The 15,483-nt window shown below is 37.3% G+C and carries 11 protein-coding genes, 1 pseudogene and 1 other annotated feature; all 12 genes and pseudogenes read left to right on the top strand.

The window, feature by feature from the left end; translation table 11 throughout:
• The first annotated feature begins 3 nt into the window (after window positions 1-3).
• On the top strand, window positions 4-7,143 hold the full coding sequence (locus JKP73_RS13630) for a non-ribosomal peptide synthetase (RefSeq protein ID WP_200411411.1): 7,140 nt from the start codon (window positions 4-6) through the stop codon (window positions 7,141-7,143).
• A 20-nt stretch (window positions 7,144-7,163) separates the two neighbouring features.
• Complete coding sequence (locus JKP73_RS13625) at window positions 7,164-7,370, top strand: MbtH family protein (RefSeq protein ID WP_021290899.1); 207 nt, start codon at window positions 7,164-7,166, stop codon at window positions 7,368-7,370.
• A 40-nt stretch (window positions 7,371-7,410) separates the two neighbouring features.
• On the top strand, window positions 7,411-8,100 hold the full coding sequence (locus JKP73_RS13620; RefSeq protein ID WP_021290900.1) for a 4'-phosphopantetheinyl transferase family protein: 690 nt from the start codon (window positions 7,411-7,413) through the stop codon (window positions 8,098-8,100).
• Window positions 8,101-8,134: 34 nt separating this feature from the next.
• Complete coding sequence (locus tag JKP73_RS13615; protein WP_031335468.1) at window positions 8,135-9,160, top strand: bifunctional 3-deoxy-7-phosphoheptulonate synthase/chorismate mutase; 1,026 nt, start codon at window positions 8,135-8,137, stop codon at window positions 9,158-9,160.
• Window positions 9,161-9,301: 141 nt separating this feature from the next.
• Window positions 9,302-10,144: a sporulation protein YtxC gene (gene ytxC, locus JKP73_RS13610; RefSeq protein ID WP_021290902.1), complete on the top strand. Its 843-nt coding sequence runs from the start codon at window positions 9,302-9,304 to the stop codon at window positions 10,142-10,144.
• Between the two features lie 336 nt (window positions 10,145-10,480).
• Window positions 10,481-12,421, top strand: a complete 1,941-nt coding sequence (gene thrS, locus JKP73_RS13605) for a threonine--tRNA ligase (RefSeq protein WP_200411457.1) — start codon at window positions 10,481-10,483, stop codon at window positions 12,419-12,421.
• Between the two features lie 41 nt (window positions 12,422-12,462).
• Window positions 12,463-12,759, top strand: coding sequence for an MGMT family protein (locus tag JKP73_RS13600; protein ID WP_021290904.1), 297 nt, complete (start codon window positions 12,463-12,465; stop codon window positions 12,757-12,759).
• A gap of 81 nt (window positions 12,760-12,840) precedes the next feature.
• Window positions 12,841-12,963: a sequence feature (ribosomal protein L20 leader region), on the top strand.
• A 72-nt stretch (window positions 12,964-13,035) separates the two neighbouring features.
• Complete coding sequence (gene infC, locus JKP73_RS13595) at window positions 13,036-13,539, top strand: translation initiation factor IF-3 (RefSeq protein ID WP_031335472.1); 504 nt, start codon at window positions 13,036-13,038, stop codon at window positions 13,537-13,539.
• Window positions 13,540-13,593: 54 nt separating this feature from the next.
• On the top strand, window positions 13,594-13,791 hold the full coding sequence (gene rpmI / locus JKP73_RS13590) for a 50S ribosomal protein L35 (RefSeq protein WP_021290906.1): 198 nt from the start codon (window positions 13,594-13,596) through the stop codon (window positions 13,789-13,791).
• Between the two features lie 67 nt (window positions 13,792-13,858).
• Window positions 13,859-14,215, top strand: a complete 357-nt coding sequence (rplT, locus tag JKP73_RS13585; RefSeq protein WP_021290907.1) for a 50S ribosomal protein L20 — start codon at window positions 13,859-13,861, stop codon at window positions 14,213-14,215.
• Window positions 14,216-14,261: 46 nt separating this feature from the next.
• Entirely contained in the window at window positions 14,262-14,627 is a 366-nt protein-coding gene (locus JKP73_RS13580; RefSeq protein ID WP_308436504.1) for a DUF1294 domain-containing protein, read from the top strand.
• A gap of 78 nt (window positions 14,628-14,705) precedes the next feature.
• Window positions 14,706-15,277, top strand: a pseudogene (locus tag JKP73_RS13575) (TVP38/TMEM64 family protein).
• The last annotated feature ends 206 nt before the right edge of the window (window positions 15,278-15,483 follow it).

The following is a 15,483-nucleotide window of genomic DNA, read 5'->3' as shown; positions in this document are numbered from 1 at the left end:
AACATGACAATGAAACAAAAACGGTACCCTTTAACTGGTGCTCAGACAGGGATTTGGTATGCTCAAAAACTAGATCCTAGTAATCCTATTTACAACACAGGAGAATATGTGGATATAAAAGGAAAGTTGGATATCAATCATCTGCAACAAGCGATTAGGCAAACGGTTTTGGAAGCAGAAAGCTTACATGTTCATTTAGAAGAAAGTCATGAAGGACCAAGGCAATCTATTCAATTAGAGAAAGACTTTTCTATCGATTACCTCGATGCTCGTGATCAATCCAACCCTAGTCAATTTGCGAAAAGATGGATGAAGGATGATTTGTCACAACCAATCGACATCGAAAAGGATTTATTATTTAAACAGGTTATCTTTCAAATTGATGAAAATCGATATTTTTGGTATCAAAAAATACATCATATTGCTGCAGATGCATTCGGTTTCTCCCTCATTAATCAAAGGGTTGCATCGTTGTATACATTATTTCTCCAAGGGGAAAAATTAGATGATGGCAGTGCATTGGGCTCATTTACAAAGGTTATAACCGAAGATCAAGGATATAGAAATTCGGAGAAATTTGAGGCTGATCGTGACTTCTGGATGAATCACTTTAGAGATTATCCAGAAGTCGTTAGTTTAGTAGATCGTTCAACGAGGTTACCTGCTTATTACATAAGTGATACAACTTATGTGGATAATGCAATCCTTACTTCCCTTCATAATAAATCGAGGAGATATAAAGGTAATTGGCATGATATGGTGATTGCAGCATTAGCCATTTATGTACATCGGATGACCGGAGAAGAAAATGTGATTTTGAGTTTACCTATGATGAATCGTTTTGGAACATCATCTTTGCGAGTTCCAGCAACAGTGATGAATATGCTGCCATTACGATTATCGTTACAGCCGGATGTATCATTACATAATCTGATCGAGCAAATTCATCAAGAAATCCGTATCATACGTAATCATCAGCATTATAGGCATGAAGATTTGCAGCGTGATCTCAAATTATTGGGGGATAACCAACGGTTGTTCGGTCCACAGATAAATATTATGCCTTTTGATTATACACTACGATTTGGAAAAGCAAAAGGAACAATATACAAGCTTGCAACAGGGCCTGTTGAGGACCTATCGTTAAACATTTATGATCAGAAGAATGATTCTGGATTACGATTTGATTTAGATGCTAACCCTGATATTTATAGTGAACAGGATGTGTATTTACATCTACAACGAATAGAAAAACTTGTGGTAGATATAGCTAATTCCTCAACGAAGCAAGCAATTGGTAAGCTTAACTTATTACTAACAAAGGAAAGGCAGCAGGTGCTAGAAGATTGGAATCCAGCCTATCATGAAATTGCTGATAAGCCATTTTTATCTCGTTTTGAAGAGCAAGTAAAAACGAATCCAGAACGTATTGCTGTAGAGTTTGGAGAAAAGAGGCTTTCTTACAGAGAATTAAATGGTCGAGCAAATCAAACCGCTTATTTGCTTCGTAAGCGAGGTGTAAAGCAGGGGCACTTTGTAGCAATTATGTTACCTCGTTCAGATGAAATGCTTGTATCCATTCTTGCAGTAATAAAAACCGGTGCTGCCTATTTACCAATTGATCCGAGCTATCCGCAAGATCGAATTACGTATATGCTTGAAGACGCACAACCTGCTTGTGTTATTACGACAGTAAAAGATCAAATTTCATTGGAGAAAGAGAAAATAATCGTAGTAAACCTAGATGATAACAACATACAAGAAGAATTAACTTTCTCGAATAATCAAACCTTTCCCTCTCCTATTGTTTCTGGGAGTGAACCAGCTTATATGATTTATACTTCTGGTTCTACAGGTAGGCCGAAAGGTGTTGTAGTGAGAAATGAAGGCTTGATTAATTTTCTCGAGTCAATGCAATTGAAATTCAATCTTCAAGCTAGCGACCGGCTCTTAGCCGTAACAACAATAGCATTTGATATTTCTGCTCTGGAATTATTTCTACCTATCTTGAATGGTGCAACAACTGTCATTGTTGATAAAGAAACGATTCAAGATACGGATAAATTAGCACAGACTATTGAAACAAGAGATATTACGATTATGCAGGCTACTCCTACTCTCTGGCAAACGCTAGTAACATATCGCCCAAACACGATTCAAGGATTACAAGCGTTGGTTGGTGGTGAGGCACTACCTGCAAAACTGATGGAGGACTTACTTACGTTAAATTGTAAGATAACGAATTTATATGGTCCGACGGAAACAACAATTTGGTCAACCGCTATGCCAATTAGAGATAATGAAGCTAAAGCATTAATTGGCAGACCCATTGATAATACCAAAGTTTATATTTTGGATGCAGCTTTAAACCCATTACCCCCCAATGTTCCTGGTGATCTTTATATTGCAGGGAAAGGAATTGCCAATGGCTATTTAAATCGCCCTGGATTAACTGCTGAAAGGTTCATAGCTAATCCTTTCAGCCATCCTGGGGAGAGAATGTATTATACAGGAGATATCGCTAAATGGTTAAGTGATGGCACAATTGATTATATTAGTAGGTCTGACCACCAAGTGAAGCTTCGTGGATTTCGAATTGAACTAGGTGAAATTGAGAATGTACTAATGACACATCCAGATGTTGAACAAGCTGCTGTAATTGTACAAACAGACCAGTTAAGTAATCATCGGTTGGTAGCCTATCTTGTTGCAGATGAATCGTTGGATAGAAATGAAATTCGTTCACATATACAAGAGAAGCTTCCAGATTACATGGAACCATCCGTGTACCTTATTATTCCGAGTCTCCCACTAACACCAAATGGGAAACTCGATCGTAAAGCGCTTCCTGCTCCAGATATGGACCAAGAAGTATCAGATAGAGAGCCTAGGACACCACAAGAGGAGATTATATGTGATTTATTTGCTAAAGTGTTAGGCGTTCATCGTGTCGGAATTGACGATAATTTCTTTGATCTTGGGGGTCACTCTCTACTTGCTGGGCAGTTAATTAATCACATCCGTCAGATTTTTAATGTAGAAATTGGTATAAGTAAACTATTTACAGCACCTACCGTTGCAAGTCTTGCGGATGAGATTAATGATGGTAAGCAAGCTAGACCACCGATAAACAAAATGGAAAAACCAGTAAATATACCGTTATCCTTTGCACAGCAAAGGTTATGGTTCCTTTATCAATTAGAAGGAGCGAGTGCAACTTATAATATTCCAGTAGTTATTGAATTAACGGGTGATTTAAATATCGATGCCCTAGAACAATCCATCTATGATGTGGTGGATAGACACCAGTCATTACGGACTATTTTTCCAGAAACGGAAGGAAATCCGCTTCAATTAATTTTAAGTACTAAGGAAGCTAATCCTGTGATTTATCAAAGGCAAATAGATAAAACGAAAGTGGATGATGTCATTCATTCAGAAATAAACTATTGTTTTAATTTATCAGAAGAAGCTCCATTTCGTGTAACGCTTTTACAAATAGAGAAGGATCACTATGTACTTGTACTTTTGATTCATCATATTGTTGGTGATGGTTGGTCACTTCGGCCACTTGTACAGGACCTAGAGAGAGCTTACCAACGAAGAAGTAAGGGAGAAAAACCAAATTGGTCTGCGTTGCCATTGGAATATGCAGATTTTGTATTATGGCAAGAAGCGCTATTAGGATCAGAGAATGGTCAGACAAGCTTGATGGCGAATGAATTGGACTATTGGACACAGGAACTTGCGAATCTACCAGATCAATTAGACTTACCAACGGATTATCCACGTCCAGTAGAGTCAACCTATAAAGGAGATAGTTATTATTTTACCATCACTCCTGAATTACACCGCCAACTATTAAAAATGAGTCAACTTAACGGTGCCAGTCTTTTTATGGCATTGCAAGCTGGATTTACGGCATTATTAACTCGACTTGGGGCAGGGCAAGATATTCCTTTAGGTACTCCAGTTGCTGGTAGGAATGATGATGCGGTAGAAGATATTGTTGGTTTATTTATTAATACGATCGTATTACGTACAAATACTTCTGGTGATCCTAGTTTTCGAGAGTTACTTCAAAGAGTTCGTCGTACAAACTTAAATGCTTATGAACATCAGGATGTCCCTTTTGAGCGATTAGTTGAAGAATTGAATCCAATTCGATCTCGTTCAAAGCATCCATTATTTCAAATTATGTTCGCGCTGCAAAATACGCCGAACCCTGGTTTGGATTTACCTGAACTAGATAGTAATATAACAGTGAAGAGTGTAGGGTCTGCGAAATTCGATTTAACAGTTGAATTTCAAGAATTTAAAAATAGGGAAGGCAACCCAGATGGTGTAAAAGGAATGGTTGAATATAGTACAGATTTATTCAATCACCAAACGATTGAAAATATGTTCCAACGCTTTTTGAGACTGCTAGAATCAGCAGTAGTCGATATGGATCAACCAGTTGGTAAGCTAAATATATTGGGTTCTCACGAGGAAGAGATGATCTTGTCCGGTTGGAGCAGACAGAAAATGGTAGTAGCCGAAAATATATTACCTGATTTATTTGAAAAGCAAGTAGCCCATCATCCAAATGCAGAGGCTGTCGTAAGTAATAATCATACTTCATTAACATATGAAGATATCAATCAACAAGCAAACAGGCTTGCTCATTTACTAATAGCAAAAGGTGTAGGGCCAAATCAATTTGTGGCTTTAGCAATGCCTAGGTCAATCGATATGATCACTGGTTTACTCGGGATTCTAAAGGCAGGGGCAGGATATGTACCGCTTGATCCGAATTATCCAGATGCTCGAATTACTTATATGTATAACAATACGAAGCCTGTATGTCTCATTACAGATCAACAGCATAAAGATAAATTTAACAATAATCATCCTCATTCAATTATTATATTAGATGAAAATAGTACGAAACAACAATTGCATAAACAAAAAACATCAAATCCGACAAATAGAGATCGTAATGGTTCACTTTCTCCTTATCATCCAGCTTATGTTATCTATACTTCTGGATCGACTGGGAATCCAAAAGGTGTGGTTGTTCCACATCAGAATGTCGTTCGATTATTTGGAGCGACGGATCATTGGTTCCATTTTCATGCTGAAGATGTATGGACGTTATTCCATTCCTATGCATTTGATTTTTCTGTTTGGGAAATGTGGGGTGCCCTGTTATATGGTGGGAAGTTAGTCATTGTCCCACATGAGATCAGTCGCTCGCCGGAAGCGTTCTTGAATCTTTTGGTAGATGAAAAAGTTACAGTTCTTAATCAAACGCCTTCTGCATTCTATCAACTTATCCAAGCAGATCGTCATTTGGGTGGGGTAAATCTAAATCTACGATATGTCATTTTTGGCGGTGAAGCATTAGATTTAAATCGATTAGAAGAATGGTATGAGAGACATGAGCAACATTATCCACAGTTAATTAATATGTATGGAATTACGGAAACTACCGTCCATGTTTCTTATAAAGAGTTAGATAAGGCAAGTGTTTCATTAAGTGCAAATAGTATCATTGGTCAAGGAATTCCAGATTTAGGAGTATATATATTGGATGATTATTTAAATCCTGTTCCTCCAGATACAGTAGGAGAGCTGTATGTATCTGGTGATGGAATGGCTTTAGGTTATCTAAATAGACCGGATTTAACTGCCGATCGTTTTATAGCTAATCCGTATGGAACTAGTGGTAGTCGAATGTATCGTACTGGCGATCTTGCCTGCTGGAAGCATGATGGTTCCTTAGATTATATTGGTCGTGCCGATCATCAAGTTAAATTAAGGGGATTTCGCATTGAATTAGGTGAAATCGAAGCAGTGTTAGCTAAACATCCTGATATTGATGATGTCGTGGTAATGGTACGTGAAGATCAACCAGGTGACGAACGACTTGTAGCCTATTGCACTTGTAAGTATGACATGGAAACAGAGGAAGATAATTGGAGAGCGTTCGCTGCGAAACATCTTCCTGAGTATATGGTTCCATCTGCTTATGTAATGATGGAAACCCTCCCATTAACTCCTAATGGAAAATTAGATAAGAAAGTATTACCAGTCCCTGAATATGGTATGAGTAATGCTTATCGTATCCCAAGAACGCCACAAGAAGAAATTCTTTGTGCTTTATTTGCAGAAATTCTTGATTTGCCACAAGTTGGTATTGATGATGGATTCTTTGATCTGGGAGGTCACTCCTTACTGGCTGTTCAATTAATGACGCGGATAAAGCAAGTACTCGGAGTAGACTTGAATATTGGTACATTGTTTGCTGCTCCTTCTGTAGCGGGTCTTGCAGACCAACTTTCAGAAGAGAGCGACCATCATGCCTTAGATGTACTACTACCATTAAGAGAAAGCGGGAATCAGCCACCACTCTTCTGTGTTCATCCTGCTGGAGGATTAAGTTGGTGTTATGCAGGATTATTAAATAGTTTAGGAAAAGATTTTCCGATATATGGTATACAAGCCAGGGGGATTGCGGATTCTAGTCACTTACCTTCATCAATAGATGCCATGGCTAGTGAATATATACAACAGATAAAGCAAGTACAACCAGAGGGACCTTATCAGCTTGTTGGCTGGTCTTTAGGTGGAAATGTTATACATGCAATGGCTACGCAATTACAAGAATTAGGAGACACTGTATCATTGGTTGCCATGCTAGATGCTTATCCGAGTCATTTTCTTCCTATAAAGAATACACCAGATGATGAAGAGTCACTTGTCGCTCTGCTGGCATTAGGTGGATTTGATCCTGAAAGTCTTGGCAATGAACCATTGAATTTTGAGAATGCACTTAACATATTACGTAATAATGGCAGTGCACTAGCAAGCCTTAGTGATCAAACGATTTTAAATTTAAAAGAGACTTATGGAAATTCAGTACGTATTTTAAGTGAATACAAGCCGAAAGCATTTTCAGGTGACGTCTTGTTTTTCCGTTCCACGATTATACCAGAGTGGTTTGATGAGATTTCACCAAATACATGGACTCCATATATTAATGGAAATATCGAAGTGCATGATATTCATTGTCGTCATAAAGATATGTGTCAGCCTGAACCATTAACCGAAATTGGCGATGTTCTATTGCAGAAACTATTCCAATTACAAGTGAATTAATCAATGAGAGGAGAACGATAATGACAAATCCTATGGATAATCCAAATGGAAGCTATGTAGTATTAAGAAATAAGGATGGCCAATATTCGCTTTGGCCTTCCTTTCTCGATATACCTGATGGCTGGAATGTGATTTTTGGCGAAGATAATAGAGACAATTGTATGAACTATATCGAAGCCAATTGGAAGGATTTATTACCTTCGTCGCTAATATTAGTTAATGAATAGATAGGTTAGATATGGTGGGAAAGGCAAAGGGGGATTGGGTTTGGTTAATCTATATGTATGCAAACTTCCTAGCAAAAGAAGTTATCAAGAGATTCAAAGATTACTTCCTAATATCTCAGCTAGGGTTACACAAAAAATTAGTAGGTATCGATTTCTCGATGATGCATATCGCACTTTAATTGGTGACCTTTTACTACATCGATTCTTTTACCTGAATACCGGATATGATTTAAGGAAACAGAGAATAGAGATTACCAATTATGGTAAACCAAATATACCAACTTTTCCTTCTTTTCATTATAATATATCACATTCTGGTGATTGGGTGGCCTTAGCGACACACCATTATCCTGTTGGTGTAGATATAGAAAAAGTACAACCTCTTGAAAGCATTGTAGTTAAGAATCTGCTTTCTCATAGGGAATATAATAATATGCTTAAACATGATCGGCCGGTGCAAGCATTTTATGAGATATGGACAGGGAAGGAGAGCTTTGTGAAGGCAACTGGCAAGGGATTATCTATACCACTTCAATCTTTTAGTGTTACCGGTATGAGAAATATACAACTGATTAATACAACAACCGAAGACATCGTAAAAGGGTATCTGTGTGAACGATATAAAGATTTAAGCCGCTATTCCTTAACGGTTTGTGCAAAGCAAGCAGATAAAAAGTCATTTAATGATCTAACGGAATGTCAATTCAGCTGGTTAGCGAATGAACTGTAAACCATGTAGTAAGCAAACACGAGAAAAGGAGAGAATGTCCATGTTTAAAGCCGAGCGTATTGATGATGCATTGATTGAATTATTATGTGTGAAGGGACAAATGGTTGAGGAATCGCTGCAAAAAATAGAAATTTCCTATGATGATATAGCCTCTAAAAACAAAGGTCCTTATCAAACAGAAACCATCATAGAGATTCTTCAAATGCTAGCATGTAAAACATCTAAAAAAGAACAAGATAGCAAGGTATACTTACATTCGCGCGACCACCAACTAGAAAATTCAATTGTTAAAGTAGGGGATACGTTAATTGGGGATCAGCAACCTCATTTCATCATTGGCCCCTGCTCTGTTGAGAGTTATGAGCAAGTCTATCATGTCGCAGAACAAATGTCGGAAAGAGGGATGACATTATTGCGTGGCGGTGCATTCAAACCTCGAACATCGCCATATGACTTTCAAGGATTAGGCCTAAATGGTCTACAAATACTTTCTGAAGTTGCAAAACAATTTAATATGTCTGTGATAACAGAAATTATGAGTACGGAAAGTATTGATGAAGCCTATGATTATGTAGACGTAGTTCAAATTGGGTCACGAAATATGCATAATTTTGATTTGCTACGAGCAGTAGGTAAATTAGATAAACCAGTATTGTTGAAGCGAGGCTTATCTGCAACAATACACGAGTTTAAAATGGCCGCAGAATATATTTTAAACGAAGGTAATAACAATGTGATATTATGCGAGCGAGGCATTCGAACGTACGAAACAGCTACAAGAAATACGTTAGATATTTCAGCTGTACCAATTTTAAAGCAAGAAACACATTTACCTGTATTTGCAGATGTCTCTCATTCAGCTGGGAGAAAAGATCTACTTATCCCACAAGCAAAAGCGGCAATTGCCGCGGGGGCTGATGGTGTTATGGCGGAAGTACACCCAAATCCGCAAGTTGCTTTATCAGATGCAAAGCAACAAATGGACCTTTTAGAATTTCATTCTTTTATGGATCAACTGGATAACTTTTTACATCGTTTCTCTTTATCAGCAAGTGTCTAATAACATATCAACCTTATTCTATAAAACTTGTATATTTTCATGGAGAAGTAGTTTTAATGGATTACTCATTATTTCAAACCTTTGTCCATATAATGTAACAGTTTGGTTGGATGAGGGTGATGTTTATTGGTGGAACTATTTATGGAGTCAGATAAGGAAGTAATTCGATTTTGTGAAAAAGTGCGGCAATATAATAAACATATTAACCTGCACTGGAAGACACATGAGGAATGGGGGAATCATATTCAATTTGATGATCAAATTCCAAACCAAATACTTATATCAGCGATTGCTAAATCATTAACAAATGTATTTATTTCGCAACGATTGGGTAAATTAATTACAAACGTTATTGAAGATTTTTATTATTATACCAGTCTTGATGAAAAGGAGGAAATACTGGAGTTAACAAATTGGATTATGTCAGGGAAAGACAAAGATAGTCTAACAGTTCGTAAAAAAGAGGATCCATATCAAGTACTCGAATCCCTATTCATAGCTAATATTAAGGATACATCAACAATTCACTTTGATTCACTTGTTAAGTTTAGGTTGAAAGTGTTTCGAGATTATGTGATTCATTATGTAGGATTGGCAATTGATGAATATAAACGTGAAGAAGAACATCAAGAATTTGTGAATATGTTACGGGAGTATATCTCGAATCGCGAGCCTATCGTTGATACAGTCCATATTATACAAGGTAATTCATTTTCGTTTTATAAGCAAAATGGAAGACCCTTTTCAACGATGGAGTTGCGAGTGTTGATGCAAAAAGAACCGCTTTACATCGTCGGATTGGATGAGGATGAATTAAATTTAGCTCCCCTTGTAGCAATGTCTCCAAGGAGGATTTATATATATGGAGATCATCCGTCCGAACCGAAGACTCTGACGGTCATTAATGTTTTTCAAGAAAAAGTAACGTTTGAGCCGTTTAATCATTTTCCATTTCCTTACTATAGTAAAAAAGAGCAACATTAGGGCTTGCTTTTCCGAAAATTAGAAGCTATAATACACATTATAAATTAATTTAAGTTTTTGTGATATAGGTAATGAAAAGGACATGAATCATTGGGTATGTCTGGAAAGAGAAAGAAGTCACAGGCTGAGAGCTTCTTACTGACATCAATGATTTACCACCTTTGAACCCTGCTATTGAAGCCTACTAGTAAGTAGCAGCGTTTCATCTGCGTTATAGATGTATGAAGCCGTAAGGAGTTTACGGAAAATAGGGTGGAACCACGACGTGACCAACGCTCGTCCCTTTGCTTAAAGCAGAGGGATGAGCGTTTTTATATTGAAGGAGGAGTGATTGTAATGGCTGCAGAATTATCTTTTGTTTTTCCTGATGGAGCAGAGAAGTCGTTTCCGGTTGGCACAACTGGTGAAGACATAGCTGGTTCTGTCTCATCCGGATTGAAGAAACAAGCACTAGCAATTAAGCTGGGTAGTGTTTTATATGACTTAAAACGTGAATTGACACACGGAGGCAATGTAGAAATTATTACAAATAAGGATGACGAAGGTATTGAAATTATGCGTCATTCTACGGCACATCTAATGGCACAAGCGATTAAACGTTTATATAAAGATGTGAATTTTGGGGTTGGACCAGTCATTGAGGAAGGGTTCTATTATGATATGGACTTGGAGCATTCCATCACACCAGATGATCTTCCAAAAATCGAAAAAGAAATGAAGCGGATTGTCGATGAGGCTCACGAGATTGAACGTTTGGAGGTTTCTCGTGAAGAAGCTAAAGACATGTTTAAAGGTGACGAACTAAAGCAAGAATTAATTGATGCTATTCCACACGATCAGCAAGTAACGATTTATAAACAGGGAGAATTCGCTGACCTATGCCGAGGAGTTCATGTCCCATCTACGAATAAAATAAAAGCCTTTAAATTGCTTAGTATCTCTGGTGCTTATTGGCGTGGAGACAGTAATAATCAGCAGTTACAGCGGATATATGGAACCGCCTTTGCCAAACAAAGTCAAGTGGATGAATACTTAAAAATTCTTGAAGAGCGAAAAGAACGTGACCATCGGAAGCTAGGTAAAGAGTTAGACATTTTTACTGTCTCACAAAAAGTAGGGCAAGGCCTACCATTATGGCTGCCTAAAGGTGCAACCATTCGTCGTGTAATTGAACGCTACATTGTAGATTTAGAAGAGCGTTTGGGCTATGACCACGTTTATACACCAGTATTAGGAAGCGTTGATTTATACAAACAGAGTGGACATTGGGATCACTATCAGGATGACATGTTTCCAGAAATGAAAATGGATAATGAAGAATTAGTGCTTCGGCCAATGAATTGTCCGCATCATATGATGGTTTATAAAAATCAACTATATAGTTACCGTAATCTACCGGTACGAATAGCCGAATTAGGAACGATGCATCGTTATGAAATGTCTGGTGCCTTAGCCGGGCTTCAACGGGTACGTGCAATGACGCTGAATGATGCTCATATATTTGCACGTCCGGATCAATTAAAAGATGAGTTTATTCGAGTAGTTGAACTTGTCCAAAAAGTATATGAAGACTTTGGTATTCAGGATTATTATTTCCGATTGTCTTACCGTGATCCTAAGGATACAGAAAAGTATGTTGATAATGATGCAATGTGGGACAAAGCCCAAGCAATGTTAAAAGAAACAATGGAGGAAATGCAAGTAGAATATGTCGAAGCTGAAGGAGAAGCGGCTTTCTACGGCCCTAAATTGGATGTACAGGTGAAGACGGCGCTTGGAAAAGATGAAACACTATCGACGGTACAATTAGATTTTCATCTTCCAGAACGATTTGATTTAACTTATATAGGGGAGGATGGGAAGGAACATCGTCCTGTTGTTATTCATCGAGGCGTAGTATCAACGATGGAACGCTTCGTTGCATTCCTAATTGAAGAGTATAAAGGCGCGTTTCCAACATGGCTTGCACCAGAACAAGTAAGAGTGATTCCTGTTGCACCACAAGCTCATCTTGAGTATGCTAATCAAGTAGTGGACAAACTTAGATTGGAAGGTGTTCGAGTTTCTATTGATGAACGAGACGAAAAGATAGGTTACAAAATCAGAGAAGCACAGACACAAAAAATACCATTTGCTCTTGTTCTAGGTGATAATGAAATGAATGAGAATGCAGTAAATGTTCGGCGCTATGGAGAGAAACAATCAGAAACCAATTCGCTTGCTGAATTTACATCATTAATAAAACAAGAAATCACTGACAAATCGATGCATAGGTGAGCATGATCCAGAACGTCTAAATTAGAAGGAGTAAAAAGAGCATGAATCATGGTTTTTTTGAACAGGTGTATCAAATAGTCGCTAAGATTCCTGAAGGACAAGTTGCCACTTATTCTCAGATTGCTAGGGCGCTTGAACAACCCCATAATGCAAGGGTTGTTGGTTGGGCCATGCGACAAGCTCCTGCAGATAGGAACCTACCTTGTCATCGAGTAGTAAAGAAAACCGGTGAGTTAGCCCCTGCTTTTACAGAGCAAAGAGCTTTATTGGAAAATGAAGGCGTCCCTTTTGATACGCGTGGAAGAGTTCAACTAACTGCCTGTAATTGGAACCAATAAGACAAATTTTTGAAAATAGGCTTTGACAACATATATATGATGTGTTATTCTATTAAAGTTGAAAATGATAACTGAATGATCTAAGACAAGTAGAAGCACCCGCTTCTCACCTGATTGACACCCTTTGGGTAGTTGACTGGTCCTTAACTCTGATATAGACGAATGGAGACGTGTGGGTGCATATGCCCACACTTTTTTCATGAACAAATAGTTGACTTGTCGATAATGATCACAAATAGATAAACTTTTTGGAGGTGGATGATTATTAGCAAAGAAATGAATGTAAATGAAAAAATTCGTGCAAGAGAAGTACGTTTAATTGATGCAAATGGTGATCAACTTGGCGTTAAGTCCCGTCAAGAAGCATTAGATATTGCACAAACAAGGAACCTTGATTTAGTGCTGGTTGCTCCCAACGCGAAACCGCCGGTTTGTCGCATTATGGACTATGGGAAATATCGATTTGAGCAACAGAAAAAAGAAAAAGAAGCACGTAAAAAACAAAAGGTTATTAATGTCAAAGAGGTTCGCTTTACACCTGGAATTGGTGACCATGATTTTGAAACAAAGTTAAAACAGGCACGTAAATTCTTAACAAAAGGTGATAAAGTAAAAGCTGCAGTTCGCTTCCGTGGACGTGCTATTACGCACAAAGATTTAGGAAGAGAAGTGCTGGATAGATTTGCTGAAGAAGTAAAAGACATTGCGACAATTGAGACAAAACCGAAAATGGAAGGTCGTAATATGTTTATGATGCTTGCGCCAGTAAATGAAAAATAAATTATGCAGTAATGACTGCTAACTTACTGTTATTGTTATAAGGAGGAAATCAACATGCCAAAAATGAAAACCCACAAAGGTTCTCAAAAACGCTTTAAGAAAACGGGTACTGGAAAGCTAAAACGTTCGCATGCATATACAAGCCATATGTTTGCTCATAAATCTCAAAAACAAAAACGTAAACTACGTAAGAGTACAACCGTATCATCTTCAGATTTTAAACGAATTAAAACAATGCTTCCATATAAGTAAGGCATTTTATAACTAGAAAATAAACAATTTACTATTTTATTTTGATTTGTATTAGGAGGGAATTATTATGCCACGTGTAAAAGGTGGAACAGTTACGCGTAAACGTCGTAAACGCGTCCTTAAACTAGCAAAAGGTTATTATGGTTCGAAGAGAACGTTATTTAAAACAGCGAAACAACAAGTAATGAAATCAGGTCAATATGCTTATCGCGACCGTAAACAGAAAAAGCGTGAATTCCGTAAGTTATGGATCTCACGTATTAATGCAGCTGCTCGTCTAAATGATATCTCTTATAGTAAGTTAATGCACGGTTTGAAAATTGCTGGCGTTGATATTAATCGTAAGATGCTATCTGATTTAGCAATCCATGATGAACAGGCATTTACACAATTAGTAACTAAAGCAAAAGATGCTTTAAAATAAAGAAAACGTCCTAAAAAGTAGGGCCGATATTTATTTTGTGAATGAGATGACCAAATACTTGCAAAAAAGCAGGAATTTGGTCATTTTTAATCTATGGATAGTCAATAATCCGTCAGAGAAAGGAATAATGTGGATGGAACTGTTGTCTAGTTTAATACCTTATTTAATTGGTGTAAACGTCATTACCTTCTTATTTATGGGGATGGACAAACAACGAGCCAAGAAACAACAATATCGTATCCCAGAACGGACGTTTTGGCTGCTTGCGATTGTAGGTGGATCATTGGGACTTTGGGCTGGGATGAAAACGTTTCATCATAAAACCAAGCATATGTCATTTCGAATAGGCTCTCCTATTCTAATACTGCTACATGTCATTATTGTTTGTTATGTTGTTTTTTCCTTGTCATAATGGCTCGTCTCATGTCATATACATTTACTAATGCGCGTCCTATACGTAGGAAGAAGAACATCAAGAAGGAGGCGAGTCATGGAGGTATTTGGGAATTATCTTATGGCTGTTATTGAAACAGGGGGGCTGTTTGCTCCATTATTATTCATTAGCTTTCATTTGCTGCGGCCTTTATTCTTTTTACCTGTGGTATTTATATGTATATCAGGAGGAATTTTATTTGGAGCGGTTGCTGGTACAGTATACTCTTTAATAGGGATCACGCTATCGAGTATTATCTTTTATATGATTGTAAATAAAATGCCAAAGTCTGTTAAGCGGTTTACAAAATTGAAATCAAGGTTAATTGGTAAAGAATCTGTATTAACAACATCACAAATTGCCTTACTCCGCCTTGTTCCATTTATCTGTCACTATGTCTTCTTGAAATTTCTGCAGGTTTTAAAGAATATACGAAATCATCCATATTATCTAATATTCCTTTGGCTTTTGTCTATACGTCTATTGGGCAATGGATTTCAAATTTAACTCCTCTTTATATCTTCGTATTTTTAATATTATTATTGCCATGTCTCTACTTACTAAGAAGGAAAGAAATTTATATAAAATGGCAAGAGTTTTTTCATGTTAGTACAAAAGAAAGTATTTAAGGTAATAACGATGGAGGATCAAAAGTATGTAAGAATGAATAATCCGAATATTTTTCTGAAAATGCGAAATTGCATTCGGAAAAAGGATTCGGATTATTTATCATTCGTTTTTTAATTGTACGTACTACTGTATAGAATAATAGCCATGACTGTGAATCTTGTTAAATGAAATAAGGGTGATTTCTGCAGCAACATTACAGGTCATG

The organism is Virgibacillus salexigens (assembly GCF_014905415.1).
Lineage (GTDB): Bacteria > Bacillota > Bacilli > Bacillales > Amphibacillaceae > Virgibacillus > Virgibacillus salexigens.
This window is presented reverse-complemented; position numbering and strand designations above follow the sequence as displayed.

What these genes read in the sequence shown, in the direction of transcription:
- JKP73_RS13625 (WP_021290899.1), top strand. Translation starts at nt 7,164, where the DNA reads ATGACAAATCCTATGGATAATCCAAATGGAAGCTATGTAGTATTAAGA.
- JKP73_RS13630 (WP_200411411.1), top strand. Translation starts at nt 4, where the DNA reads ATGACAATGAAACAAAAACGGTACCCTTTAACTGGTGCTCAGACAGGG.
- rpmI (WP_021290906.1), top strand. Translation starts at nt 13,594, where the DNA reads ATGCCAAAAATGAAAACCCACAAAGGTTCTCAAAAACGCTTTAAGAAA.
- JKP73_RS13615 (WP_031335468.1), top strand. Translation starts at nt 8,135, where the DNA reads ATGTCCATGTTTAAAGCCGAGCGTATTGATGATGCATTGATTGAATTA.
- rplT (WP_021290907.1), top strand. Translation starts at nt 13,859, where the DNA reads ATGCCACGTGTAAAAGGTGGAACAGTTACGCGTAAACGTCGTAAACGC.
- thrS (WP_200411457.1), top strand. Translation starts at nt 10,481, where the DNA reads ATGGCTGCAGAATTATCTTTTGTTTTTCCTGATGGAGCAGAGAAGTCG.
- ytxC (WP_021290902.1), top strand. Translation starts at nt 9,302, where the DNA reads ATGGAGTCAGATAAGGAAGTAATTCGATTTTGTGAAAAAGTGCGGCAA.
- JKP73_RS13580 (WP_308436504.1), top strand. Translation starts at nt 14,262, where the DNA reads ATGACCAAATACTTGCAAAAAAGCAGGAATTTGGTCATTTTTAATCTA.
- infC (WP_031335472.1), top strand. Translation starts at nt 13,036, where the DNA reads ATGAATGTAAATGAAAAAATTCGTGCAAGAGAAGTACGTTTAATTGAT.
- JKP73_RS13600 (WP_021290904.1), top strand. Translation starts at nt 12,463, where the DNA reads ATGAATCATGGTTTTTTTGAACAGGTGTATCAAATAGTCGCTAAGATT.